Source organism: Amycolatopsis sp. N2S4-7, from assembly GCF_058119595.1.
On record NZ_CP172299.1, the window covers coordinates 1,504,502 to 1,530,869 of the forward strand.

Below are 26,368 nucleotides of genomic sequence, written 5' to 3' on the forward strand. Positions count from 1 at the left end.
TCAGCCTCCGCCGTCCGCGTGCGCGTGGTCCAAAGTCGGGTGCTGGTCCGGAACCCGGTCCGGTTCCTCGAGGTGGTCTTCGGGTACCGGCGGGCCGGGTGGCTCCGGCGGGGGCGGGTCGTGCGGTTCCGGCGCCGGGTCGTCCGGCGGGTGGCCCGCGTCCGGTGCGTGGTCGGGTTCCGGCCGGTCGCCGGGCTCCGGCTCGCGGTGCCGCGGTGGCTCGAACGGGTGCTCCTTCTCCACGGGGTGCGCCCGGGTGCCGGTGACCTCGCCCGCGTCGTGGCGCACCGGTCCGGGATCGGTGGCGAAACTGTGCCTCGCCACCGGGTGGTCGGCGAGCGTGTTCGACGCCGCCATCGTCGTGGTCCCGACCGCGATCGGCTGCGGCGTCCCTGCGTCCACAGTGGACGGCTGACGGCTGAACGTCACGACCGGCGGGGCGGGTGTCCCGGGCAGCGCCGGCGAGGGCGCGGTGACCTGCGCGGTGATCGTGGCGCCACGGCCCTTGTCGGCGATCACCTCGGTCTGGTGGATGGCCGGCCCGGCGGGCTCGCCGAACGGGTTGTCGGCCTTCGCCTGCTCGTCCACGGTGACGCCGACCTCGATGCCGGGCGGCCCGGTTTCGGCTTCGTCGAGGACGACCGTCTCCTCCTGGAACACCTCGATGTCGCCGTGGCCCGGCGCGTCGGGCGTCAGCTCGTAGGTCAGCGAACCCTCGTGCTCCACGGTGATCGTGCCGTCCGGGTTCTCGTGGATGACGACGTCGGCGTCCTGGACGATGTCGATGTCCGTGTCGCCGGGCGTCCCGTCCCCCGGCACGACGATGTGCTGGTGGTCGGTGTACACCTCGTCGTGACCGTGGTCGTGCACCACGAACCGCTCGGTCGCGTCGATGACGAAGTTGCCGAACTCGTCTTCGCGGACCTCGATCTGCTCGAACTCCTCGACGGTCGGCAGGTCCTCCAGCGGCAGGCCGCCGGTGGTCTCCGGGTGCCAGACCGTGCCGGTCCGCGCCTCCACGTGACCGTCCTCGCCCCGGGTGACGGTGCTGGTCTCGACTTCGGGCACGTACTCGTGGGCGGGGGCGTCGTGCGGGGTCTCCGCGGCGGCGGCTTCGGGCTGCGGAGTCGGGGTTCCTCCCGGCGTCAGCGCGTTGCCGGCGACTTCGGACGCGACGGCGCCCGCGGCGGCCGCCACCGCCCGCTTGATCTTCGACTTCGGGTGGTCGTTCACGACAGGACCTCCGCCCTGGCTTCGCTGAGCAGGATTCCTTCGCAGGTGCGGACGAGGACGCGGGCGGCGTCCCGGACGTCACGCGGCGACGCGGGGTGCTCGGCACGCCGCTGCCACCTCAGCAGCTGCGTGCCGAGCGTCTGCCGGATCGCGGCGCGGCCCGCGTCGGCCGGCAGCCCCAGCCGGCTCGGCACGTCCACCCCGGCCGCGCCGAGCAGGCGTTCCGCGTCGCGGGCTTCGTCGCCGGTGAACAGGACGACGCCGAGGCGGATCGAGTCGATCAGCTGGATCTCGGCGAACTCGTGCGCGCCGGCGACGATCCGTTCCCATTCGTGCAGCAACCCGCCGGTGCGGTCCGGGTAGGCGCGCAGCACCGGTTCCACCGCCTGCAGCGCGGAGCGCGCCTTGAGCACGTCGGCCCGCGCGGCGAACTGGGTGGTCAGCAGCGCCCGCAGGCGGTGCAGGCCGCTGCGGGCCAGCAGCTCCCCCGACAGCGCCCGGGCGCCGCTCACGTGGCCGCCGCGGGTCAGCTCGACCGCCAGCCGGACGCCGAAGAGGCCGTAGCGGGCGAGCAGCCCGGCGCGTTCGGCGGCGGGAACGTCCACTTCGGACTCGGCGCGGGCGAGCCGGTCGGCCGACGTCAGCAGCCGCGCCACCTCGGCTTCGGGGGCGGCCGCCAGCAGCCGGAACGCGCGGTACTCGGACTCCTTGAGCGACGCGGCCGAGCCGGCCAGCAGGCCCGCCACCGGCACGACGGTCTGGCAGAGCCCCCGGACCCGCGGGTCGCGGGCGTACCGGGCGGCGATCTGCGCGGCCGAGTCCAGCGCGTCGACCCGGGCGTGCCCGACCTCGTCGGCCTTCGCGAGCACGCCGATGGTGTTCACCGGCCGCCGCTGAGCCGGGTCGTCGTGGAACGCTTCGAGGAACCGGACGTCGTCGCCGTGCACGTGCCGCATCAGGTAGACGACCGCGTCCGCGGTGCCCACGCCGTCACCCTCGGGCACCAGCGCCACCTCGGTGCGTTCGGAGACGGCCGAGCGCGCCGAGCCGAGCCCGGGCGTGTCGATCAGGGTCATCGCGCGCAGGGCCGGCGACGGCCAGTCGACGACGAGCCGGTCGACGTCTTCGGGCGCCATGCCGAGCTCGAGGCCGAGCGTGCCGGAGAGGCGGCCGAACGGCAGCTGCCGGGGCATCCCGCGGACCGGGTGCAGCATGATCCGGTAGGTCGGGCCGTTGCGGTACCAGGTGACGACGCGGGTGCACTCCCCCGCGTCCGTCGCCGCCAGTTCCTGGCCGACCAGCGCGTTGAGCAGCGTGGACTTCCCGGCCTTGACGCGGCCGGCGATCGCGACGCGCAGCGGTTCGGCCAGCCGGCCGGCGATCTGCCGCAGCACGGGCTCGGCCGGGGTGCCGGCGTACCCGGCGCAGGCGCGGGCGACGAACCCGCGGACCTGGAAGTACAGCGGCGGGGTCATCGCGTCACCGCCGGGACCGGCTTCGGGGCGCTGCGCGTGGTCAGCTCGTCCGCGCGGCGGCCGAGCACTTCGAGGGCTTCGATGTCGGCCTCCAGCCGCTTGAGCTCGCCCGCCTCGGCCTCGTCGTCGACCACGGCCTTCTTCGCCGCGGCCAGCGCTTCGGTCAGGGAACGCTGCAGTTCTTCCACGCGCGCGCTGTAGGCGTCGCGCAGTTCGCGCTGGACGGTCCGCATCGCGTCGCGGGAGTCCTTGCCCACCTGGAGGTTGAACTCGTCGACGAACCGGCGGACCGCGGTCTTCGCCAGCGTGCGGCGCTTCTCCAGCTGCCGCTTGCGTTCGTCCATGAAGCCCGAGCGCCCCATCAGCAGGCCGGCCGCGACACCGAACGGGGTCGGGATGGCCAGCGCGGCCATCTTCGTGAGCATGGAGAACATCAGGAACCCGCTGTAGGCCTTCTGGAACGCGGCCATCCCGGTGGCGCCGCGGGTCTTCACCCCGGTGAAGGACGAGTCGATGCCGATCTCCTCGACGACCGTCACGGGTGCCCGGACCTCGCGCGGCAGCACGGCCTGCGACTCGGCGAGCTCGAAGTGCTCGGCGACGCGGGCGGCGAGGCCGCGGGCCTGCTTGACGAACCCCGCGTAGTTCTCCAGCGTCTCGTTCGCCAGGCGCTGGCGCAGCCACTTCTCGAACTCGGTCCAGTTCTTCGCGGGGTCGCCGTCCTCGATGGCCTCTTCGGCCTCGTGCAGCACCCCGCGGGAGCGGGCGCGCAGGTCGTAGTCCACATCGGACGAGATGTCGGCGAAGCCGTCGAAGAGCAGCTGCTGCCACTTCGCGGACTGGCTGCGCAGCGCGTCGACGCGGTCGTTCACCCGCTCCAGCTCCGCGACGAGCGCGGCGGACTGTTCGGGGTGGGCGAGCGACGTGCGCCGGGCGCGCAGGGCCGCGTGCAGCTGCCCGACCGCGGACCCGACGTGCAGGCCGACGGCGTTCAGCGCGGACCGCTCGGCGTCGCCGACCACACCCTGCAGGCGCTTGACCAGCTGCGGGAAGCCGGATTCGACGTTCATGTCCTGGTCGGCCGAGCGGGCCGCGACGGTGCGCAGCTCCGACGACACGGCGACGGTGTCGATGGCGATCCCGCACGCGTCGAGGTGGCCGGCGTTGAGCTCGAGGATCCGCCGCCACTGCGGGTGGAGATCGATCTTGGTGAGGACGAAGAAGACGGTGGGGCAGAGTTCCTGCACCGTCCGGAGGAACCGCAGCTCGGCGCCGGTCAGCTCCTGGGACGCGTCGGACAGGAAGAGCACCGCGTGCGCCCGCGGCAGGGAGCTGACCGTGACGGCGTTGTGCAGCGAGCCGAGCCCGCCGACGCCGGGGGTGTCGACCAGCACCAGCCCGCCGGAAAGCAGCTGGCGGCTGATCGACGCGGTGACCGACTTCAGCTTGCGGAGGTTGCCGGGGTTCCCGGCTTCGCTCACGTGGCTGGGCAGGTCGTCGAGGGAGATCCGCTCGGTCCACGGCGGCGACGACGGGTCGGCCGGCTCGTAGGTCGCCAGTGCCCCGGACTCCGGCGCGTACCGGACGACGGTCGGCACCGCGGTCGCGATGTCGTCGTCGACCGGGCAGATCTTGGCGGTCAGCAGGGCGTTGATCAGGGAACTCTTGCCCTGCTTGAACTCCCCGACGACGTAGACGGTGACGTCCGGTTCGGACAGCAGGCGCCGCGCGTCGGTGAGGCGCTGGACGAGGTCGTCCCGCCCGTAGGCCTGGGCACCCTTGACGGCGAGGTCGAGGGTGTCGAGGGCGATGCGCCCCCCGCCGCTCGGCTCCTGCATGACCGCTCCCTTTGCTTACGCCGGCTCAGAAGTGGTCGGCGTCGTGGTGGTGGTGCTCGGCGTGGTGGTCGTGTCCGCCGTGGTGGTGGTGCTCGTGCTCGTGGCCGTGGTGGTGCTCGGTGGCCGCCTGCTCGTTGAACTGGTTGCCGCCGTGGCCTTGGGCCTGCTCGTTCTGGAAGATGTTGCCGTGGCCGCCGGTGGAAGCCTGCTCGTTGAACTGGTTGCCCCCGTGGCCACCCGAGCCCTGCTCGTTCTGGAAGATGCTCCCGTGACCGCCCGTGGAAGCCTGCTCGTTGAACTGGTTCCCACCGTGGCCACCGGAGCCCTGCTGGTTCTGGAAGATGTCCCCGCGGCCGCCCGTCGAGGCCTGCTCGTTGAACTGGTTCCCACCGTGACCGCCGGAACCCTGCTCGTTCTGGAAGATGCTCCCGTGACCGCCGGTCGAAGCCTGCTCGTTGAACTGGTTCCCACCGTGACCACCGGAACCCTGCTCGTTCTGGAAGATGCTCCCGTGACCGCCCGTCGAGGCCTGCTCGTTGAACTGGTTCCCACCGTGACCACCGGAACCCTGCTGGTTCTGGAAGATGTCCCCGCGGCCGCCCGTCGAGGCCTGCTCGTTGAACTGGTTCCCACCGTGACCGCCGGAACCCTGCTGGTTCTGGAAGATGTCGCCGCGGCCGCCGGTCGAAGCCTGCTCGTTGAACTGGTTCCCACCCGAGCCACCGGAACCCTGCTCGTTCTGGAAGATCGAGCCGCCGTAGCCGCCGGTCGAGGCCTGTTCGTTGAACTGGTTGCCCCCGTAGCCGCCCGAGCCCTGCTCGTTCTGGAACACGTCACCGTGGTGACCGGCCGACGCCTGCTCGTTGAACTGGTTGCCGCCGCGCCCGGCGCCCTGCTCGTTCTGGAAGATGTCGCCGCCGCGGCCACCCGTCGAAGCCTGCTCGTTGAACTGGTTCCCACCCGAGCCGCCCGAGCCCTGCTCGTTCTGGAAAATGGTCCCCGAACCGCCCGCGGACGCCTGCTCGTTGAACTGGTTCCCCCCGGAACCACCCGAACCCTGCTCGTTCTGGAAAACGTCGCCCGATGAAGTCGTCATCGTGTGCACTCCTGATCTTCGGATCGGTGAAGCCGGTGCCCCTCCGTTGTCTTCCAGTCTTGGGCCGCGGGACGCCCGGGTCATGAGTAGCGCCTACTCGCCTTCGCGACGGCGGCCGGCGGGGACTACCTATGGACCGTCGCCGGGAGTACTCCCCGGCTCCGGCCGGCCCACTACCGAGGCCAGCTCGCGGCGCCCGGAGATACCCAGCTTCGCGTAGACGCCGTGCAGGACGTTGTCGACCGTCCGGACCGACACGACGAGCCGGTCGGCGACCGCGCGGCTGGTGAGCCCGGTCGCCACCAGCCGGGCGATCTCCAGCTCGCGGACCGTCAGGTCGAGCGGCGTGTCCAGCAGCGCCAGCGCCGGCGTGACAGCGTCCTCACAGGACACCAGCCACGCCTGCGCCCGCCGCGCCGAGGTGACCGCGCTGCCGAGCTTCCCCGCGGCGCGGTGGGCGCGGGACGCCTGCGCCGCGGCTTCCGCGGCGAGCAGCCGCGCGCCGATCCCCGCGAACTCCGTCGCGACGGCGTCCAGCGCGGCCGCGTTCGCCGAGGACAGGGCCCGCGCGTGCGCCGCGTACAGCGGCGCCAGCAGTCCGCCGGCGTCCGGGGAACACTCGGCGTCCACGCCGAACCGGACGAGGTCGTGCCGGATCTCGGCCGCGAGCCCGGACCGGCCCGACGCCTCGGCGGCGGCCGCGGCTTCGACGGCGAGGTCGGCGGCCCGGGACGATTCGCCGCGCGCCGCGGCCGCCCAGGCTCGGGCCCACCCGCCGAGCGGACCCGGCAGGTCCACGTCTTCCGGGCGCCCGCTCATCGCCGTGGCCCTGGCCAGCGCCGCGGCGACGGCGGGCCGGAACTCGTGCGGCTGGTCGTGCCCGTCGGCCGCCAGGGCTTCCCGCAGCCGGCGGATCGCGCCCCGGACGTTGCCGTAGGCGAGCGCGACCGTGCCGAGCGACGCCGCCGCGCCGGCGAGGGCCGGGCCCCAGCGGTCGCCGACCGCGTCCCGGTAGCCGGCCCCGGCCAGGTCTTCGGCTTCCTCGAGCCGGCCCGCCCGGCACAGCGCGACGATCCGGGCGTGCTCGAGCCGGACCGTCGCCCCGGGCGCGGACGCGTCGGAGATCCGCGCCGCGATGGCCAGTCCCTCGTCCACGACGCCGAGGCACGCCTCGGTGCGCCCGCTGTCGGCCAGGGCGCCGGCCGCGACCACCAGCGCCCCGAGCCGGAGCGGATCGCCGCGGCGGTTGCGGTCCAGAACCGGCCCGAGCAGGTCGAGGGCGGTCCGGCAGGCACCGGCCGCGGCGCGCAACGCCGCCCGCGCGGTCCCCAGCTCGTCCGCGGCCGCGGTGCCGGACACCATCGTCTCCGCGGTGTCCAGCACGGCTTCGGCCTCCTCCGCGCGGTCCAGGCCGAACGCCAGGTTCCGCGCCCGGGTTGCGGCGACCCGGGCGTGCTGCGCGTCCGACACCGTCTCGCCGGCGAGTTCGGCGAGCAATGCCTCGGCGTCGGCGTGCCGCCCGCCGGCGACCCGGACCTGCGCGAGCAGGAACTTCGCCCCGAACCCGCCGCCCGACCGGACGGCTTCGGCCGCCAGCTGCTCGGCCTGCGGGAAGTCCTTGCGCAGCAGGGTTTCCGCCGCGGCACGGACGAGCTGCGGGTCGATCGGCAGCCCGGCGGCCAGCCGCCACCGCACGAGCCGGGGCTTGTCCTCGGTGCGCCGCGCGCCGGTGAGGTCCAGGGTCTGGGCGAGGATCCGGTAGGTGTCGCGCTGGCGCAGCGGGGACGTCCGGCGCCGGATCACCTCGGCGTAGAGCGGGTGCGCGAGCCGGACGTTCAGCCGCCGTCCGGTGCGTTCCGAGACGACGAGCCCGGCCTGCTCGGTCGAGGCGAGGACGCGCCCGGCGCCGAGCCGGACCAGCGGTTCGCAGCCCAGCGGCTCCCCGAAGGCCAGCAGTTCCAGCAGCCGCCGTTCGTCGGCGTCGACCCGGTCGGTGCGGGTTTCGATCAGCTCGACCAGCCGCGGGGTCGCGGTCAGGGTGCCGCTCCACCGCCACACCCCGTCCACGGCCGACAGCGAGCCGCTGTCCAGGCCGCCCTGCACGAGCTCGCGCAGGAACAGCGGGTTGCCGAGGGACAGGTGCCACAGCCGGTGCTCCGCACCGTCTTCGAGCTGCCCGCCCAGCGCCGCGGTGATCAGCTCGGTGGTCTGCGGGCGGGTGAGCTCCCGGACGTCGAGCCGCTCGGCGACGCGGTCCTTCCACATCGCGAACACCGGGTCCGGCACGCTCACCCCGTGCGGCGCGATCACGATCACGAACGCCGACGCGGTCGCGGCCAGCTGGTGCACCAGCGTCGCGGACAGGTCGTCGAGCAGGTGCGCGTCGTCGACGCAGAGCACCAGGCGCCGTCCTTCCGCCCCGCGGGTGAGGTGGCCGGCGACCTGGTTGAGCCGGTGCGCGCGGTCCGCCGTGCCGTCGGCGCTGCCCGGCAGCAGGTGCGCGAAGGCGCCGAACGGGATGGTCGAGGCGGACGACATCGCGCGCACCCAGTGCGTGCGCGCGCCCGCGCCGGCCAGCTCGGCCAGCAGCACCTTGGCCAGGCGCGTCTTGCCGGCGCCCGCGCGCCCGGTCAGCAGCAGCCCGCACACCTCGGCGTCGGCCAGTGCCCGGCGCGCGAACGCCAGTTCGTGATCACGGCCGACGAGCGGCCAGTCGTTCCCCACACCCATTGCCTCCCCACCCCGCGCGCGTCCGCGCACCACCGTCTTGCGGATAATGACCACGCCGGCCCCGCCGAAGTACCGAATTCGCCCAGCGATTTGGCATAAATCGCCAAGCGGCTCGGCAAAGGTGACATAAAGGACACTCGATCTCCTATTCCGTGAGCATTTCCCGGCCCCGCGGAAGACACCGTGATCATTCGGTTTTCCGGTGATTCTTCGCCACTCTTCACCCGGAGTTCGAGACAGCGGCCCCGCCGGACGGCCAGGATGAACCGCGCCCCGTTCCCCGACGTGAGGATCCGAGGATGACCCGCTTGCCCGCGCTCGCCGTCGCCGCACTGGTGACGGCCGCGGTTCCGACCCCGGCCACGGCCCACGCCGCGAGCCCGCCGTTCACCGCCTCGGTGTTCCGGGCCACGCACAACAGCTATTCCGGCGACGTCGACGGCGCCAAGAGCTCCCTCGCCCAGCAGCTCGACCAGGGTGTCCGCTTCCTCGAGCTCGACGTGCACGACAACGGCTACGCCACGGCCCACGACTACGCGGTCGGCCACGACGCGCCCGGCAACCTCGTCGACCACAGCGGCGGCAACCCGGCGTCCGACCACCTCCGCGACTGGCTGACCGCGGTGAACACGTGGTCGGCGCAGCACCCGGCCGCCGCGCCGATCGTCGTCATGCTCGACCTGAAGGACGACCTGACCGACAACCCGTCCTACGCGGCCGGCAACCTGACCGCGCTCAACCAGGAGCTCGAGTCCGTGTTCGGCGCGCGGCTGCTGCGGGCGCGGGACTACCCGGCGGGCCGGCCGACGGTGGACGCGCTGCGCGGGCGCGTGCTGCCCCTGCTCTCGGGCAACGGCACGAGCCGCGGCGAGTACAAACGCGACGTCGGCTACCACCCGGCGGTCGCGCTGAACGGCCACGGCCAGGTCGTCGAGGTGCACGACTCCGGCGGCGGCGCGCTCTGGTACTGGACCGGGACCTACGGCGCCGACGGGCGGGTCACCTGGCTGCGGCACGGGAAGTACGACAGCGGCCAGACCCCGGCCGTCGCGCTCGACGACAACGGCGACCTCGTCGAGGTGCACCAGTCGCAGAGCGCGACGACGCTCTGGTACCGGGTCGGCAAGCTCGGCGCGGACGGCGAGATCACCTGGCAGGCCAGTCACCAGTACGACAACGGCGTGCTCCCGACCGTCGCCTTCACCGACCCGGCCGGGACGCGGCTGCGGGAAATCCACCGCAGCCAGAGCGGCAGCCAGAACTGGACGTGGACCGGCACGCTGTCGGGTACGGCGGTGTCGTGGACCGGCAACGCCAAGACGTCCGACGCGCGGTTCGCCAAGGACACCGCCACGAACGGCACCCGCGTGGTGACGGTGTGGACCGGCGCGGACGGACCGACCCCGGCGCAGACCCTGCGGGCCGACACCGACCGCGTCACCGGCGACCGGATCCGGTACCGGCAGGTCGCGTTCGACGAGTTCCAGAAGGGCGACAGCGCGGAGCTCCAGCAGGGCGCCCTGTTCTACGGCGCGCCCGCGACGGAGTCGGCGTTCATCACCTCCGCCCGTCAGGCGGGGAAGCTGGTCCGCGGCTGGGACTTCGATTCCGCGGGCGAGGCGACCACGCCCCTGGCGAACTACCCGGCGACGAACCACCCGTACGACGCCTGGTACCGGACCCTGCTCACCCAGAACGGCGCGGTGGAGTAGAGCACCGCGTCCCGGCCCGGACGTCGCCGAGCACCGCGTCGGCGGCGGTCCGGGCCAGGGCACGGCGCACCGCCTCGCTGACGGGGGCCGTCAGCCCTTCGACAGGGACCGGTAAGCGGCCGCGGCGAGGCTTCGCCGCATGAAGAACCTCTCCGTCCTCATCTCCGGCGCGAGCATCGCCGGGCCCGCGCTGGCGCTCTGGCTGACCCGGCACGGCTGCACCGTCACCGTCGTCGAACGCGCCCCCGCGGTGCGGCCCGGCGGCCAGGCCGTCGACTTCAAGGGCGCCACCCACCGGACCGTCCTGGACCGCATGGGCATCCTCGACGAGGTCGTCCGCCGCCAGACGGGCGGCCAGGACCAGACGATCATCGACGCCGGCGGGCGGGCCCGGGCGGTGATCCCCGGCGAGTTCACCGGCGGTGAGATCGAAATCCGCCGCGGCGACCTGGCCGCGATCCTGTACGAGCGGACCGCCCCGCACTGCGAGTACCTCTTCGGGGACACCATCACGGCGCTGACCGAGACCCCTGGCGGCGTCGACGTCCGCTTCGCGCACGCCGAGCCGCGCCGGTTCGACCTCGTCGTCGGCGCCGACGGCATCCACTCGAACGTCCGGCGGCTGGCCTTCGGCCCGGAACGCGGCTTCGTCCGGTTCCTCGGCCACTACTACGCCCTGGCCGAACTCGGCGAGGACGTCGGGGGCGGCGAGCCGGTGATGTACAACGAGCCCGGCCGGATGGTGGCGGTCGGCGGGCCGAAGGCGTCGGCGTTCTTCGTGTTCGCCTCACCGGAGCTGGACTACGACCGCACCGACGCCGGGCGGCAGCGTGAGCTCCTGATCGACGCCTACCAGGGCGCCGGCTGGCGGGTGCCCGAGCTGGTGGCGAAGCTCCCGGAGGCTCGCGAGTTCTACCTGGACTCCCTCAGCCGGGTCACGATCGACCACTACGCCCGCGGCCGCGTCGTCCTGCTCGGCGACGCCGCGTACGGCAACACCCTGGGCGGCTTCGGGACCGGGCTGGCGATCGTGGGTGCCTACGTGCTCGCCGGCGAGCTCCTCGCCGCGGGCGGCGACCACCGGGTCGCCTTCGCCCGCTACGAGGAGCAGCTCCGCGGCTACGCGAAGGTCTCGCGGCGCGGCAGCGCGGGCCCGTTCCTCGCGCCGCCGTCCCGGCTCCGGATCAGGCTGCGGGACTGGACGTTCAAGTCCCGCTTCCTGCTCCGCCTGATGCTCGAGGCGACCGACCGGTTCGCCACGGACATCGACCTCGAGGACTACGCCTCCGGCTCGTAGGCCAGGTTCGGCCGGAGCCACTGCTCGACCTCGGACCGCTCGACGCCCTTGCGGCGCGCGTAGTCCTCGATCTGGTCCCGGCCCAGCCGGCCGACGGTGAAGTACTTCGAGTCCGGGTGCGCGAAGATCAGCCCGGACACGCTCGCCGCCGGCGTCATCGCGTACGACTCCGTCAGCCCCATGCCCAGCTCGTCGGCCTCCAGCAGCTCGAACAGCTCGCGCTTCTGGCTGTGGTCGGGGCTGGCCGGGTAGCCGAGCGCCGGGCGGATGCCGCGGAACCGCTCCGCGTGCAGGTCCTCCAGCAGCGGCTGGGCGTCCGGCTCGAACCAGTCGCGGCGGGCCCGCAGGTGGATGTGCTCGGCGAACGCCTCGGCGAGCCGGTCGGCCAGGGCCTTGACCATGATCGCGCGGTAGTCGTCCTGCTCGGCCTCGAACCGCGCGGCCAGGTCCTCGGCGCCGTGGATGGCGACGGCGAACCCGCCGAGGTGGTCGCCGGCGGGGGCGACGTAGTCGGCGAGACAGCGGTTCGCGCGGTCGGCCGGCTTCGACGTCTGCTGCCGCAGCATCGGGAACCGGACGTGGGCGTACTCGCCGTCGAGGAGGATGTCGTCGCCGTCGCTGTGCGCGGGCCAGAACGCGTACGCGCCCTTCGCGGTCAGGCTGCCGTCGGCGATGATCCGGTCGAGCAGGGTGTTCGCGTCGTCGAACAGCTCGCGGGCGACCGGCTGCTCGAGGATCGCCGGGTACTTGCCCTTGAGCTCCCAGGCGAGGAACAGGAACTGCCAGTCGATCATCTCGCGCAGCTCGGTGATCGACGGCGTCAGCACGCGCAGGCCGGTGAACGCCGGGGTCGGCAGGTCGTCGAACGACACGCGCTCGGGGTTCGCGCGGGCCTGCTCGAGGCTGAGCATCGGGCGGCGCTGCTTGCTCGCGTGCTGCTCCCGCAGCACTTCCTGGTCGGCCCGGTTCTTCTCGGCCAGCACGACCGAGCGGTCCGGGTCGAGCAGGTCGGACACGACGCCGACCACGCGCGACGCGTCGAGCACGTGCACCGTGGCGTTGTCGTAGGCGGGCGCGATGCGGACCGCGGTGTGCTGGCGGGACGTCGTCGCGCCGCCGATCAGCAGCGGGATCTTCAGGCCGCGGCGCTGCATCTCGGTGGCGACCGAGACCATCTCGTCCAGCGACGGCGTGATCAGGCCGGACAGCCCGACCGCGTCGGCGCCTTCGGTCACGGCGGTGTCGAGGATCTTCGCCGCCGGCACCATCACGCCGAGGTCGATCACCTCGTAGTTGTTGCAGCCGAGCACGACGCCGACGATGTTCTTGCCGATGTCGTGCACGTCGCCCTTGACCGTGGCGAGCACGACCTTGCCCTGGCCGTTCGAGACCTCGGCGCGGCCCGCCAGCCGGGCCTCCTCCTTCTCGGCCTCCATGAACGGCTCGAGGTAGGCGACCGACCGCTTCATCACGCGGGCGCTCTTGACCACCTGCGGCAGGAACATCTTGCCAGCGCCGAAGAGGTCGCCGACGATCTTCATGCCGTCCATCAGCGGGCCTTCGATGACTTCGAGGGGCCGCGCCATCGTCTGCCGCGCCTCTTCGGTGTCTTCCTCGATGTAGTCGACGATGCCGTGCACGAGCGCGTGCGACAGCCGCTCCGCCACGGTGCCTTCGCGCCAGGACAGGTCCACGACGCGCTTGGTGCCGCTGCCCTTGACGTTCTCGGCGAAGCTCACCAGCCGGTCGGTCGCGTCCTCGCGCCGGTCGAACAGCACGTCCTCGACCAGTTCGAGCAGGTCCGCCGGGATGTCCTGGTACACCGCGAGCTGGCCGGCGTTGACGATGCCCATGTCGAGCCCGGCTTTGACGGCGTGGAACAGGAACGCCGAGTGCATCGCCTCGCGCACGATGTCGTTGCCGCGGAAGGAGAAGGACAGGTTCGAGATGCCGCCGCTGGTCCGGGCGCCCGGGCAGCGCTCCTTGATCCGGGGCAGCGCCTCGATGAACGCCTTCGCGTAGCCGTTGTGCTCGGCGATGCCGGTGGCGACGGCGAGGACGTTCGGGTCGAAGATGATGTCCTCGCCCGCGAACCCCGCCTGCTGGGTGAGCAGGTCGTACGCGCGGCCGCAGATCGCCACCTTGCGGTCGGCGGTGTCGGCCTGGCCCTGCTCGTCGAAGGCCATCACGACGACGCCGGCGCCGTAGTCGCGGATGGTGCGGGCCTGGGCGAGGAACGGCTCCTCGCCCTCCTTCAGGCTGATCGAGTTGACCACGCCCTTGCCCTGCACGCACCGCAGGCCGGCTTCGAGCACGGTCCACTTGGAGCTGTCGATCATCACCGGGATCCGGGCCACCTCGGGCTCGGTGGCGATGAGGTTGAGGAACGTCGTCATCGCCTGCTCGCTGTCGAGCAGGTCGGCGTCCATGTTGACGTCGAGGAGGTTGGCCCCGCCGCGGACCTGCTCCAGCGCGACGTCGACGGCGGCCTGGTGGTCGCCGGACTCGATGAGCCGCCGGAACCGCTTGGAGCCGGTGACGTTGGTGCGCTCGCCGATCATCACGAACCCGGTGTCGGGGCCGATGCCGAACGGCTCGAGCCCGCTGAAGCGGGTGTGGGTGCGCGGGGCGGGCACCGGGCGCGGGCCGACACCGGCCGCCGCGGCGGCGATCTCGGCGATGTGCGCCGGGGTCGTGCCGCAGCAGCCGCCGACCAGGTTGACCAGGCCGTCGCGGACGAACCCGCCGATCAGGCCGGCGGTCTCGCCGGGCGTCTGGTCGTAGCCGCCGAACGCGTTCGGCAGGCCGGCGTTGGGGTGGCAGGCGACGTAGGCGTCGGCGATCCGGGAAAGCTCCTCGACGTGCGGGCGCATCTCTTCGGCCCCGAGCGAGCAGTTGACGCCGACGATCAGCGGTTTCGCGTGCTCGATCGAGCTCCAGAACGCCTCGACGGTCTGCCCGGACAGCGTCCGCCCGCTCAGGTCGACGATGGTCACGGAGATCCACAGCGGCAGGTGCGGCGCGACGTCGCGCGCGGCGGCGATCGCGGCCTTGCAGTTCAGCGTGTCGAAGATCGTCTCGATCAGCAGCAGGTCGACGCCGCCTTCGGCGAGCGCGGCGATCTGCTCGGCGTACGCGGCGCGGACCTGGTCGAACGTGACCGCCCGGTACGCGGGGTCCTCGACCCGGGGCGACAGGCTGAGCGTGACGTTCAGCGGGCCGATCGACCCGGCGACGAACTTGCCACCCGCCTCGTCGGCGGCCTGGCGGGCGATCTGCGCGCCGCGGACGTTCATCTCGCGGACGTGCGCCTGGAGCCCGTAGTCGGCCTGGCCGATGCTGGTGGCGGTGAAGGTGTTCGTGGTGGTGATGTCCGCGCCCGCGGCCAGGTACTGGCGGTGCACGTCGAGGATGACGTCCGGGCGGGTGAGGTTCAGCAGGTCGGGGTCGCCCGTGACGTCGTGGGTGTGCTCGCCGAAGCGGTCGCCGCGGTAGTCGTCCGGGGTCAGCCCGGCGCCCTGAAGCATGGTGCCCCAGGCACCGTCGAGCACCGCCACCCGCTGGTCGAGCAGCTCACGCAGGCGCGCGGTCGCCTCGGGCTCTCGCGGGGTCATCGGGTTCACCGGCAGCCTCCCTCACTCGGGAGGCGCCCTTGGGTGGTGGTTCCCGGTCGAGCGTGGCGGACGCGGTGGTCCGTTGCAGCGCCTCTCGACCTGTGGTCCAGGGTATCGGAACCGAACCCGCGCACGCCATCCCGCCCCGCCGGGGCGTCCACGGACTGGGACACCGAACTCGATCGTCCACAATGGATCACTGGGTCCACCCCTCGTTCCGGCTTTTCCGGGCACACCGACCATGCCCCGGCGGCCACCGCCGCTCTGCTCCCCGCCTGCTCACCCGGGCGGCGTCCAGCACGACTCGACCGGCACTCGAGTGTAGGTCACGCGAAGTACCCAGTCGGACACCCTGGGCGAGCCCGCGCGGCCGTGCGCGCCGGCGGCACCGGCTTGAAAACTGAAACACGTTCTAATACGCTCCTCGCGTGGACTACGGAATCGTGCTGTTCACCAGCGACCGGGGCATCACCCCGGCTTCCGCGGCACGCGCTGCGGAAGCCGCGGGGTTCGCCACCTTCTCCGTGCCCGAGCACACGCACATCCCGGTGAAGCGCGAGTCCCCGCACCCGCGCACCGGCGACGCGTCGCTGCCCGACAACCGCTACAGCCGCACGCTCGACCCGTGGGTCGCGCTGGCGACGGCGGCCGCGGTCACCTCGCGGATCCGGCTGTCGACCGCCGTCGCCCTCCCGGTCGAGAGCGACCCGATCACGCTCGCCAAGACGATCGCCAGCCTCGACCACCTGTCCGGCGGGCGCGTCACGCTCGGCACCGGGTTCGGGTGGAACGTCGACGAGCTGACCGACCACGGCGTGCCCGGCAACCGGCGCCGCACCGCGCTGCGGGAGTACCTCGAAGCGATGAGGGCACTGTGGACGGAGGAAGAAGCCTCCTACGACGGGGAGTTCGTCTCCTTCGGCCCCAGCTGGGCGTGGCCGAAGCCGGTCCAGCCGCACATCCCGGTCCTGCTCGGCGCGGGCCCGACCGAGAAGACGTTCCGCTGGATCGCCCGGCACGCCGACGGCTGGATCACGACCCCGGCGGACACCGATCTGGACGGGCACGTGGCCCTGCTGAAGGAGATCTGGCTCGACGAGGGCCGCGCAGGCGCGCCGGAGATCTGCGCGCTGGGTGAACGACCGGACCCGGAACGCCTGGCGCACCTGGATTCCCTGGGCGTCACCGAGACGATCTTCGGCCTCCCCGACCGCGCCCCCGAAGAGGTCGAAGCCTGGATCGGGCGCCTCGCGGGGAAGCTCACCCTCGCCGCCGCGCACTAGAACGGCACCACGGGTCGCCCGAAGGTGCGCCCGATCGGTCCTGGCCGGCCCGCGCCCGGCGGGCCCAAGGTGGACCGGTGGCCCTCCGCGCACAGCCGGCGACGAAGACGCCCGCCGAGCCCGAAGCCGTCCGGGCCCGGCGGACCCCGGCACACGGGCCCGGCCCGGCCGGCGTGCGGAACCTGCAACGCCAGGCGGGCAACGCGGCGGTGTGCGCGCTGCTGGCGCCGGGCGCGGTCCGGCAACGGACGGATTCGCCGGTGACCGTCTCCCGGATCGACGACGACAAGGTCAAGGCCGACCTGACCGCCGTCGAGAACCAGAAGCTGCCGCTGAAGGAGCTGCTGGGCAAGCTCACGGAACTGCTGGCCGGCGACCCGGCGGACGCCGGCGCGAACTCCTTCGGCTCCGCGAAGGTGGAGCTGTTCGCCCAGCAGCTGGGCGGGCCCCGTCTCCGGATCGCCCTGCGCGCCGCGCTCGCCAAGCAACGCGGTACGGCGTGGCCCGCCTTCGTCGCCGCGAACGACAAGGAACTCGGCGAGCTGGGCGCGGTGTACGTGGACCAGATCGCCACGATCCTCGCCTACCTGGGCGGCCCCGCCGACCTCGGCCTCCCGGAGGGCAACCCGCCGCCTCCCGTCCTCTCGAGGAAGGACCTCGCGCCGCGGATCGGCAAGCTGCTCGGCACCAAGGTCGGGAGACTGGGCGAACGAGCCGTCGAAGAGCTCGACAGGTACAACATCCCCGACATCGTCGCCGTGCTCGGTCTGCTCCACAAAGAGGGCCGGCTGGACGCGCTGGCGGTGCACGCCGACGTGCGGCCCCTCGTCGCGAAATCCATCAAGGCGTTCAAGGACCCGAACAGCATCACCGACGCCGACCTGGACGAGAAGTTCATCCACAAGGACCAGCTGAAGCAGTTCCGGTCCACCTTCCACCCGGTCGAGGACAGTTTTCTCGGCGCCTTCAAGAAGATGTGCCAGGAACTGAAGTGCAAGCCCGAGCACATGCTGGCCGTCATGCTGTCCGAGACCGCGGAACCCGTCGGAGGCCGGGGCCCCTTCCGCGCCGTGGTCATCAATCCGGAGGCCGGGACCGGGGAAAAGGGCGCGGCCGGGCTCAACCAGATGACGCCGGGCACCCAGGAAGCCCAGAAGTTCCCCGGCGGCTCGCCCGCTTTCCGGGAACTGACCGCGACGGCCCAGTTGCCGTACATCCAGAGCTTCTTCACGCAGGTGGCAGGTCGGCTGAGCACCCCGGGCCGGATCTACGCGTGGAACTTCCTGAGCAGGGAAGACAAGTTCAACGCGGCCCTGTCCGGCGCTCCGCTCGCTCGCGAAGGAGAAAAGGCCTACAAGGACAACGCTGCCAACCTCGACATCACGAAACGGGGCTCGATCATGCTCGAAGACCTCGAAAAGCTGGCGGGCAGGCATGTTCGGGACGCGGAGAAGATCCTGGCCACCCTTGAGGCACGGGCGAGCAAACAGGCTGCCGCGGCGGACGCGGGAGCCCACGGCGACGGGGACGCGGGAGCCGGCGGGGACTAGGTCCTGTCCTCAAAGCTGGTTTGGTTGATCTGCTTTGATCTTCGGTCGTGGTGCGTAGGCATGAGCTGACCGACGAGCAGTGGCAGGTTATCCAGCCGTTGCTGCCGATGCCTGGTGCGAAGGGCGTCCGCGGGTGGATGACCGGCGGGTGATCAACGGATGTTGTTCAAGGCCAAGACCGGGGTGGCGCGGCGGGACCTGCCGGAACGGTATGGAGCGTGGAAGACGGTCTGCAACCGGTTCTGATGCTGGTCACGCACCGGCACCCTGTCCGCCCTGGTGGCGAAGGTGCGGGTGCTCGCCGAAGCGATCGACGAACTCGACCGGGAAGTGTCGGTCGACTCCAGCATCATGCGGGCACATCAGCACGCCGCCGGCGCCCGCCGTGCCCCGGTGTGTCACACAGGGGGCGGGCGGATCCTGCGGTGGGCAGAGCGAGCCGGGTGATCATGCCATCGGACGGTCCCGCGGCGGACTCACCACCAAGATCCACCTCGCCTGCGACGGCCACGGGCGGCCGCTGTCGGTGGTGCTGACCGGCGGCAACGTCAACGACTGCACCCAGTTCACCGCGGTCATGGCCGGGATCGAGTTCCGCCGCCCCGGTCTGGGGCAACCCGTGACCCGGCCGAGCCGGGTCCTGGCGGACAAGGGCTACTCCAGCCGTGCCGTCCGCACCTGTCTGCGCCGACGCCACGTCCCGGCGACCATTCCCACCCGCTTCGACAAAACCGCCACCTCCTACCGCGGGCTGACCGACCTGGCCACCCTGCTCATCTGGCTTTGAGGACAGGCTCTGGCACCGCACCGGCGGGGCACGGAGGAATCCGTGCCCCGCCGGTGAACGCCCCCGGGTCAGCCCTTGGCCACGACCCCCTGGCGCGCCCGCAGGTCCAGCTCGATCTGCTCCAGCGAGCGCCCCTTCGTCTCCGGCACCAGCCACTTCGTGAGCACGAACAGGACGACGTTGATCCCGGCGAACACGAACATCGAACCGCCGATGCCGAGCGACTTCGGGTCGGAGATGATCGGGAACACCGCGCTCACGATGCCGGTCGCCGCCCACAGCACGACGCTGCTGATGCCCATGCCCGCCGCGCGGAACTTGAGCGGGAAGACCTCCGACATCATCACCCAGACGACCGCGCCCCAGCCGAGCTCGTAACCCACCAGGTAGAGCACCATCATCACCAGCATGAGAATGCCGCGCAGCCCGGTGTCGTGGACGTTGAGCACGATGAGCCCGGCCGCGGCCAGCGTCAGCACCATGATCACGTTGCCGATGAGCAGCAGCGGCTTGCGGCCCCAGCGGTCCACGACGAACACGACCCACGCGGTGAACAGGAACTTCGTCACGCCCAGCAGCACGCCGGACAGCAGCGCGGCCTGCGTGGCGAAGCCGAGACCGATCAGCATCGTCGGGAAGTAGGCGTTGATCGCGTTCACGCCGCTGAACTGCTGGCCGATCGCGAGCAGCAGCGCCACGACCAGCATCGGCCGCACCCAGCCGGAGAACAGGTCGCGGAACCGCGGCTTCTCCTCGGTGTCCATCCGGATGACTTCGTTGATGGTGGCGATCTCTTCGTCGAGGTTCACCGTGTTGCCGTGCGCGCTCGCCAGTACCCGCCGCGCTTCTTCCTCCCGGCCGTTCTTCACCAGCCAGCGCGGGGTCTCCGGCAGGAACGCCAGCCCGACGAGCAGGATCGCCGCCGGCACGATCGCGCCGGCGAACATCCAGCGCCACGCCGAGATCGGCCCGAGCCAATAGCTGACGAGGAACGCGATCAGGATGCCGCTGACGATGAAGATCTGGTTCAGCGCGCCCATCGCGCCGCGCACCCGCGCCGGGGCCAGTTCGGACAGGTACGTCGGGACCGTCGACGAGGAAAGCCCGATCCCGAGCCCGATGACCAGGCGTGAGATCACCAGCAGCGTGAACGTCGGCGAGAAGCTGGCCGCCACCGTGCCCACGATGACGATCGCCGCGGCGACCATGATCGTGCGGCGCCGGCCGAGCGCTTCGTTGGTGCGGCTGGAGAACAGCGCACCGATGATGGCACCGACCGACAGGCTGGCGGTGATCACGCCCTTGTCCCAGCTGGTCAGCGCCCACAGTTTCCCGATGAACGGGAGCACCCCGGAGATCACGCCGAGGTCGTAACCGAAGAGGATGCCGCCGAGCGCGCCGAAGAAGTACAAGGTGGTTCGGCCGATGTGCCGCGCCGGGGCTGTCTGCGTCATTGCCGGGTCGCCTCTTTCGTAGGTCCAGTCCAGCCAGCGGCACCACACTCACACGCCGCAAAATGCCGGGCAAGACAGTCCTGATAACGATTCAGAAACCTGATCGCTGTTCACATATGTGACACCGATTGGCGCACAACGTTGCTCCGTCCGCCTGCTTCCGCAAATCGGTACACAATGGACACGGCCGCCCCGGCCGGCCGGTTCACGAAATCCATTGTGGACAAGGGCGCGACGGCGGCGTCCGGCGAAATCGTCGAAAGCGTTTCCGCTGGTCCGAGGCCACCGCGACGGACCTTTACAACGCTCGCGGCCCTGGTTTACCTTGCCTCCTGGAAGCGCTCCCAGAGTGTGGAGGCAGACGTGCACAACGCCGTGCGAAGAACGCATTCCCCGTCCGTTCCCCCGGCGAGGTCCCGCTCGTTGAGACGGTTCCTCGCGAGCACGCTCGCCCTCGTCCTGCCCGCCGCGGTCGCGGTCACCGTCGGCGCGCCGGAGTCCCCCGCCGCCCCGGCCCCCTACACCTGGCGCAACGCGGAGATCGGCGGCGGCGGCTTCGTCCCCGGGATCGTCTTCAACCAGACCGAACCCGGCCTCGTCTACGCCCGCACCGACATCGGGGGCGCCTACCGCTGGAACACCGCGACCGGGCGCTGGCTCCCGCTGCTGGACTCCGTCGGCTGGACGGACTGGGGCCACAACGGTGTCGTCAGCCTGGCCACCGACCCGGTCGACCCGAACCGCGTCTACGTCGCGGCCGGGATGTACACCAACAGCTGGGACCCGAACAACGGCGCGGTCCTGCGCTCGGCCGACCGCGGCGCGACCTGGCAGGCCGCGGCGCTGCCGTTCAAGCTCGGCGGCAACATGCCCGGCCGCGGCATGGGCGAGCGGCTGGCGATCGACCCGAACCGCGACAGCGTGCTCTACCTCGGCGCCCCGAGCGGCAACGGGCTCTGGCGCAGCACGGACTCCGGCGTCACGTGGGCCAAGGTGACCAGCTTCCCCAACCCGGGCAACTACGCGCCCGACCCGAGCGACCCGTCGGGCTACTCCAGTGACAACGAAGGCGTCACCTGGGTGACGTTCGACCCGTCGACCGGCACCCGCGGCAGCACCACGCAGACCATCTACGTCGGTGTCGCGGACAAGGCCAACACGGTCTACCGCAGCACCGACGGCGGCGTGACGTGGGCGCGGCTGGCCGGCCAGCCCACCGGATTCCTGGCGCACAAGGGCGTCCTCGACCCGGTCGGCGGGTACCTCTACCTCGCGACCAGCGACACCGGGGGGCCCTACGACGGCGCGAAGGGCGACGTCTGGAAGTACGCCACGAAGACCGGCGCCTGGACGCGCATCAGCCCGATCGCTTCCGACAGCGCCGACGACTACTTCGGCTACAGCGGCCTGACGATCGACCGGCAGCACCCGAATACGCTGATGGTCGCGACGCAGGTGTCGTGGTGGCCGGACGTGATCTTCTTCCGCAGCACCGACGGCGGCGCCACCTGGACCCGGATCTGGGACTTCTCGAGCTACCCCGACCGGTCGCTGCGCTACACCCAGGACATCTCCTCCGTACCGTGGCTGAACTTCGGCCTCCAGCCCGCTCCCCCGGTGCCGTCGCCGAAGCTCGGCTGGATGACCGAGTCGGTGGAGATCGACCCGTTCGACTCGAACCACCTCCTCTACGGCACCGGCGCGACGATCTACGGCACCTCCGACCTCACGAAGTGGGACAGCGGCGGGAAGATCACGATCAAACCGGTTGTCGGCGGCCTCGAGGAGACCGCGGTGCTCGACCTGATCAGCCCGCCGTCGGGTGCTCCCCTGCTGTCCGGCCTCGGTGACATCGGCGGATTCCGGCACGACAGCCTGGACGCCGTCCCGGCCACGATGTACACCCAGCCGGTGTTCACGACGACCACCAGCCTCGACTACGCCGAGCTGAACCCGGCGACGATCGTGCGGGCCGGCACGCTGGACCGGGCCGCGCGGCCGAACGACAACCGGATCGCCTTCTCCACCGACGGCGGGAAGAACTGGTTCCAGGGCGCCGAGCCGTCCGGCGGCGCGAGCGGCGGCACGGTGGCCGCGGCCGCCGACGGCAGCCGGTTCGTGTGGAGCCCGGACGGCACCGGCGTCAGCTACTCCGCCGGCTTCGGTTCGTCGTGGACGGCGTCCACCGGCATCCCCGCCGGCGCGGTCGTCGAAGCCGACCGCGTGGACCCGAAGCGGTTCTACGGGTTCGCCGCCGGGAAGTTCTACGTCAGCACCGACGGCGGCGCGACGTTCGCCGCGACCGCGGCCGCCGGGCTGCCCAGCGGCTCGGCGCACTTCAAGGCGATGCCGGGCGTCGCCGGCGACGTCTGGCTCGCCGGCGGTTCCGGCACGACGTACGGCCTGTGGCACTCCACCGACTCCGGAGCGTCCTTCACCAAACTGGCCGGGGTCACCGAAGCCGACAACATCGGGTTCGGCAAGGCCGCTGCCGGCCGGACGTATTCGGCGTTATACACGATCGCGAAGATCGGCGGGGTGCGCGGGATCTTCCGGTCGGACGACGCGGGTGGGTCGTGGACGCGGATCAACGACGACCGGCACCAGTACGGCAACATCGGGGCGGCGCTGAGCGGGGATCCGCGGGTGTACGGCCGGGTGTACGTGGGGACGAACGGGCGAGGGGTGATCGTGGGCGAGTCCGGGGGTGACGGGCCGCCGCCGACCACCACCACTCCTCCGACGACCACGACTCCGGCGCCGTCGGGTTCGTGCACGGCGGCCTACACGGTGACCAACCAGTGGCAGGGCGGGTTCCAGGCCGGGGTGAAGGTCGGGAACACCGGGCCGGCGCCGGTGGCCGGGTGGACGGTGACGTGGGCGTTCGCCAACGGCCAGAAGGTGACGCAGGCGTGGAACGCCCAGGTCACCCAGACCGGCGCGGCGGTGTCGGCGACCGACGCGGGCTGGAACGGGACCATTCCCGCGGGCGGCAGCGCCGAGTTCGGGTTCACCGGCAGCTCGGGGACGGCCAACGACAAGCCGACGTCGATCTCGCTCAACGGGCGGCCCTGCACGACGACCTGAGGCGGCCGCGCCCGCGGACGCGGGCGTCGCCGCGGGCACCGCGGCGGACGCGGGCGGCGCGGGCGCGGCATGGGTGCGGACGCGGGCATGGGCATGGGCGCGGTGCAGGCGTCGGCGCGGGCGCGGCATGGGCGCGGACGCAGGCGTCGGCGCGGGCGCGGGCGGGCGCAGGCACGGGCCCGGGCATGGGCGCGAGCCCCGTCGTGGGCGCAGGCACGGGCCCGGGCATGGGCGCGAGCGGCGGCGCGGGCGCAGGCGGGCGCAGGCATGGCTACGGCGCAGGCATGGGCGCGGGCGTCGCCGCGGGCGCGGGCGCAGGGGTCGGCGGCGGCGCGCGGGCGCAGGCGCGGGCCATGGGCGTGGGCTTGCCTGGACGAGTCGTCCGGGAGGGGGGCCGTGGGAGGCGAAGGGGGTTTCAACCCACCCCCAGGTGGTTGAAACCCCCTCCCCGCGCCCCCGGGTCAGGACCCTCGTCCCGAGCAGCCGCAGCCCGCTCGGGCGATGTCCTGGTGACCACCACTCTTCCCGTTGCCGTCAGCAGCCGCCATTCCTGCCGAAAGGGGACTTTTTCCCCCGGCCACACCCACGCTGAGCTGCGGAAAGACGATCCCGTGGTACCGGAAATACCCAGCCGGGCCGGCAAAAGTTACCCGTGGCTCTCCAGCACGACCTTGCCGATGTGGGTGCCGGACTCGAGGTGCTTGAAGGCGTCGCTGACCTCGTCGAAGGCGAACCGGCGGTCGATCACGGGCTTCAGCCCGGACGCCTCGATGGCCCGGTTCATCGCCTGGAACGTCTCGCGGGAGGCGTTGGTGAGGCCGCGCAGGGTCAGCTGCTTGACCAGCACGAGGATCGGGTCGGCGGCGCCTTCGTGGGTCAGCACGCCGGCGACGCTGACGTGCCCGCCGTACCGGGCGGCGAGCATCGACTGGCCGATCGTGCCGCCGCCGCCCACGTCGACGACGTGGTCGACCCCGCCGCCGGTCAGCTCGGCCACGGCGGCGCCCCACTCCGGGGTGGTGGCGTGGTTGAGGGTCTCGGCGGCGCCGAGGGCGCGCAGCCGCTCCAGCTTCGCGTCGGAACTCGACGTCGCGACGACGTGGGCGCCGCCGAGCGCGGCGAACTGCAGCGCGAACGTGGACAGGCCGCCGCTGCCGAGGGTGAGCACGGTCTGCCCGGGGACCAGCCGGCCCTCTTCGACGATCGCGCGCCAGGCCGTCACGCCCGCGCTGGGCAACGTCGCGGCCTCGGCGTAGTCGAGGTGCGCGGGCACGGCGACCAGGGCGTCTTCGGCGAAGACGGCGTACTCGGCGAGCACCCCGTCGAGCGTGCCGGCCAGGTCGTCCGCGGTCTTCTCCGGCGTGCCGGGGCCGGAGAGCCAGTTCGGGAAGTACGTCGCCGCCACCCGGTCCCCCGCCGACCACGCGCCGACCCCGTCGCCGACCGCGACGACCTCGCCCGCGCCGTCGGACAGCGGGACGACGTCCGGCTTGACCGGCTTCGGGTAGAAACCCTTGAGGATCATCAGGTCGCGGGCGTTGACCGCCCACCCGCGCATCCGGACCAGCACCTGCCCGGGACCGGGTTCGGGGACGTCACGCTCGCCGAGGACGAGTCCGGCGCCGGGACGCGGCAGGGAAAAACACTTCACAGCGGCTCCAAGGGTGCGGGAAAGGGTCAACCGGGCCAGTGTGTCGAAGCCGCGAGCTCTTCGTCGACGGTCGCCACGAGTTCCGGGGTCAGTTCGGCGAGCGAGGCGGGAAGGTGGCGCACGCCGCAGGCGGCCATGAACTCCCGCTGCCGCGCGTGGGCGGGGCTCGACGGGAACCCGACGAACCCGGCGCCGTGTGCGCGGGCGTCCTCGGCCACGCGGCTCACGTCGTCGACGAACACGATCTCGTCGAACCCGACGCCGAGCACGGTGCGGGCGATGTGGTCGACGCCCGGCCGGTGCTCGTTGATGCCGACGTACGGCACTTCGGGGTCGAGGAGGTCCACGAGGTCGCCGAGGTGGCGGTCGAAGGTGTGCTCCCGCGTCCGCCCGCCGTAGCAGACCAGCCGCACGGGCAGCTTCGCCAGCGCCGCCAGGCAGTCCCGCGCCCCCTCGGCGACCCGGATCGGGTGCTCGGCCAGGTACTCCTGCCGCGCGGCCCACAGCTGCTTGAGGGTCTCCTCGGCCGGCTGGTCGAGGCCGCAGAGCCGGGTGATCTTCTCGGCGACGACGATGTCGCGCAGCCCGATCACGTCCCGCTCGGCCGCGGCGTCGTACACCCCGCCGTGGCCGGTGACGAACCGGGCGATCATGGCCAGGTACGTGTCGTCGATGAGCACGCCGTCGCAGTCGAGGGCGACCACCCGCAGTTTCCGCAAGCCGGTCACCGCTGCGCGAACACTTCCCGCGCGGCGGCGATGGCGTTGAGCGCGGCCGGGAACCCGCAGTAGAACGCCAGGTGCAGCACGGTCTCCACGACCTCCTGCCGAGTGCCGCCGACGTTGAGCAGGCCGTGGATGTGCACTTTCAGCTGCGGCAGCGCGGTGCCCAGCGCGACGCAGGCGGCGATCGTGACGATCTCGCGGTGGCGCAGGCTCAGGTGCGGCCGGGTGTAGATCTCGCCGAAGGTGAAGTCGATGATGTAGGTGGCCAGGTCGGGTGCGATGTCCTGGAGCGCCTCGGCGACCTTCTCGCCCGCCTCGCCGTCGACGGCCTTCATCGCGGCCAGGCCGCGCTCGTGGCGGTCCTCGATGCCCGCCCACGGCACGTCGGCGGACCCGGACGGCGACGGCTCTTCGGGCGGCAGGCCCTCGAACGCCGCCTTCAGCGCGGTCAGGGCGTTCAGCGTGGCGGGGAACCCGGCGAACGAGCTGACGTGGATGACCGCCTCGACCAGCTGGCGGCGGGTGCAGCCGACGTTGAGCGCGGCCTTGGCGTGGAACTGCAGCTGCGAGCCCGCGTAGCCGAGCGCGGTGAGCGCCGCGACCGTCGCCAGCTGCCGCTCGGGGAGCTCGAGGCCGGGCCGGTGGTAGACGTCGCCGTAGATGAACCCGACGCACTGCTCGCCGAACTCGGCCTCGCCGATGCTCGCGAACAGGTCCAGCACGGCCGGCCGGTCCACCCCGCCGAGCTGCTGGATGAGTTTCAGTCCTTGGGCGAAAGACGCGTCGCGGTCCTGCACGTCGGACATCGTGGTGTGGTTTCCCTTCCGGAGTGGGTT

General features: G+C 72.0%; 15 protein-coding genes and 1 pseudogene. 6 read left to right on the forward strand and 10 right to left on the reverse strand.

From position 1 onward, the window contains the following. From ACH54P_RS06865 to ACH54P_RS06885, 5 genes are all read right to left on the reverse strand, one after another. Entirely contained in the window at positions 1-1,233 is a 1,233-nt protein-coding gene (locus ACH54P_RS06865; protein WP_489911480.1) for a hypothetical protein, read from the reverse strand. Beyond that, positions 1,230-2,708, reverse strand: a complete 1,479-nt coding sequence (locus tag ACH54P_RS06870) for a dynamin family protein (RefSeq protein WP_489911481.1) — start codon at positions 2,706-2,708, stop codon at positions 1,230-1,232. Before ACH54P_RS06870 ends, ACH54P_RS06865 begins: the two co-directional genes overlap by 4 nt. Then, entirely contained in the window at positions 2,705-4,546 is a 1,842-nt protein-coding gene (locus ACH54P_RS06875; RefSeq protein WP_489911482.1) for a dynamin family protein, read from the reverse strand. Before ACH54P_RS06875 ends, ACH54P_RS06870 begins: the two co-directional genes overlap by 4 nt. Positions 4,547-4,571: 25 nt before the next feature. After that, positions 4,572-5,642 (reverse strand): glycoprotein, encoded by a 1,071-nt coding sequence (locus tag ACH54P_RS06880; RefSeq protein ID WP_489911483.1) that lies wholly within the window; start codon positions 5,640-5,642, stop codon positions 4,572-4,574. Between the two features lie 129 nt (positions 5,643-5,771). Further along, positions 5,772-8,372, reverse strand: a complete 2,601-nt coding sequence (locus ACH54P_RS06885; RefSeq protein ID WP_489911484.1) for a helix-turn-helix transcriptional regulator — start codon at positions 8,370-8,372, stop codon at positions 5,772-5,774. Between the two features lie 299 nt (positions 8,373-8,671). On the opposite strand from ACH54P_RS06885, the gene ACH54P_RS06890 reads away from it, so the two are divergent. Together ACH54P_RS06890 and ACH54P_RS06895 are read left to right on the forward strand one after the other, a co-directional pair. After that, positions 8,672-10,084 (forward strand): PI-PLC domain-containing protein, encoded by a 1,413-nt coding sequence (locus ACH54P_RS06890; RefSeq protein WP_489911485.1) that lies wholly within the window; start codon positions 8,672-8,674, stop codon positions 10,082-10,084. A 139-nt stretch (positions 10,085-10,223) separates the two neighbouring features. Beyond that, positions 10,224-11,381 carry an FAD-dependent monooxygenase gene (locus ACH54P_RS06895; protein ID WP_489911486.1) on the forward strand — a complete coding sequence of 386 codons (1,158 nt, stop codon included), beginning with the start codon at positions 10,224-10,226 and terminating at the stop codon, positions 11,379-11,381. On the opposite strand, the gene metH is transcribed toward ACH54P_RS06895, so the two are convergent. After that, the gene (gene metH, locus ACH54P_RS06900) at positions 11,363-14,995 is read right to left on the reverse strand and encodes a methionine synthase (protein ID WP_489911487.1); all 3,633 of its coding nucleotides are present in this window, start codon (positions 14,993-14,995) and stop codon (positions 11,363-11,365) included. The two genes, ACH54P_RS06895 and metH, sit on opposite strands and share 19 nt — an antisense overlap. A gap of 428 nt (positions 14,996-15,423) precedes the next feature. On the opposite strand from metH, the gene ACH54P_RS06905 reads away from it, so the two are divergent. From ACH54P_RS06905 to ACH54P_RS06915, 3 genes and pseudogenes are all read left to right on the forward strand, one after another. After that, a complete protein-coding gene (locus ACH54P_RS06905) occupies positions 15,424-16,278 on the forward strand; it encodes a TIGR03619 family F420-dependent LLM class oxidoreductase (RefSeq protein WP_489911488.1) in 855 nt (284 codons plus the stop codon). Between the two features lie 77 nt (positions 16,279-16,355). Continuing rightward, the gene (locus ACH54P_RS06910) at positions 16,356-17,828 is read left to right on the forward strand and encodes a hypothetical protein (protein WP_489911489.1); all 1,473 of its coding nucleotides are present in this window, start codon (positions 16,356-16,358) and stop codon (positions 17,826-17,828) included. Between the two features lie 47 nt (positions 17,829-17,875). Continuing rightward, a pseudogene (locus ACH54P_RS06915) lies at positions 17,876-18,558 on the forward strand (IS5 family transposase); the annotation flags it as partial. A gap of 125 nt (positions 18,559-18,683) precedes the next feature. Here ACH54P_RS06915 and ACH54P_RS06920 read toward each other — a convergent pair. Continuing rightward, on the reverse strand, positions 18,684-20,069 hold the full coding sequence (locus ACH54P_RS06920) for a sugar porter family MFS transporter (protein ID WP_489911490.1): 1,386 nt from the start codon (positions 20,067-20,069) through the stop codon (positions 18,684-18,686). 423 nt (positions 20,070-20,492) lie between these two features. Between ACH54P_RS06920 and ACH54P_RS06925 the strand changes: the two genes are divergently transcribed. After that, on the forward strand, positions 20,493-23,156 hold the full coding sequence (locus ACH54P_RS06925) for a cellulose binding domain-containing protein (RefSeq protein WP_489911491.1): 2,664 nt from the start codon (positions 20,493-20,495) through the stop codon (positions 23,154-23,156). Between the two features lie 646 nt (positions 23,157-23,802). Here the strand turns inward: ACH54P_RS06925 and ACH54P_RS06930 are convergent. The 3 genes from ACH54P_RS06930 to ACH54P_RS06940 are packed head-to-tail and all read right to left on the reverse strand — an operon-like array spanning position 23,803 to position 26,338. Next, positions 23,803-24,807 carry a zinc-dependent alcohol dehydrogenase family protein gene (locus ACH54P_RS06930; RefSeq protein ID WP_489911492.1) on the reverse strand — a complete coding sequence of 335 codons (1,005 nt, stop codon included), beginning with the start codon at positions 24,805-24,807 and terminating at the stop codon, positions 23,803-23,805. 26 nt (positions 24,808-24,833) lie between these two features. Then, the gene (locus ACH54P_RS06935; protein WP_489911493.1) at positions 24,834-25,535 is read right to left on the reverse strand and encodes an HAD family hydrolase; all 702 of its coding nucleotides are present in this window, start codon (positions 25,533-25,535) and stop codon (positions 24,834-24,836) included. Further along, positions 25,532-26,338, reverse strand: a complete 807-nt coding sequence (locus ACH54P_RS06940; RefSeq protein ID WP_489911494.1) for a carboxymuconolactone decarboxylase family protein — start codon at positions 26,336-26,338, stop codon at positions 25,532-25,534. Before ACH54P_RS06940 ends, ACH54P_RS06935 begins: the two co-directional genes overlap by 4 nt. Positions 26,339-26,368 lie beyond the last annotated feature (30 nt).

Coding starts and splice junctions, on each gene's coding strand:
- ACH54P_RS06870 (WP_489911481.1), bottom strand. CDS start 2,708: ATGACCCCGCCGCTGTACTTCCAGGTCCGCGGGTTCGTCGCCCGCGCC.
- ACH54P_RS06875 (WP_489911482.1), bottom strand. CDS start 4,546: ATGCAGGAGCCGAGCGGCGGGGGGCGCATCGCCCTCGACACCCTCGAC.
- ACH54P_RS06920 (WP_489911490.1), bottom strand. CDS start 20,069: ATGACGCAGACAGCCCCGGCGCGGCACATCGGCCGAACCACCTTGTAC.
- ACH54P_RS06895 (WP_489911486.1), top strand. CDS start 10,224: ATGAAGAACCTCTCCGTCCTCATCTCCGGCGCGAGCATCGCCGGGCCC.
- ACH54P_RS06885 (WP_489911484.1), bottom strand. CDS start 8,372: ATGGGTGTGGGGAACGACTGGCCGCTCGTCGGCCGTGATCACGAACTG.
- ACH54P_RS06880 (WP_489911483.1), bottom strand. CDS start 5,642: ATGACGACTTCATCGGGCGACGTTTTCCAGAACGAGCAGGGTTCGGGT.
- metH (WP_489911487.1), bottom strand. CDS start 14,995: ATGACCCCGCGAGAGCCCGAGGCGACCGCGCGCCTGCGTGAGCTGCTC.
- ACH54P_RS06890 (WP_489911485.1), top strand. CDS start 8,672: ATGACCCGCTTGCCCGCGCTCGCCGTCGCCGCACTGGTGACGGCCGCG.
- ACH54P_RS06940 (WP_489911494.1), bottom strand. CDS start 26,338: ATGTCCGACGTGCAGGACCGCGACGCGTCTTTCGCCCAAGGACTGAAA.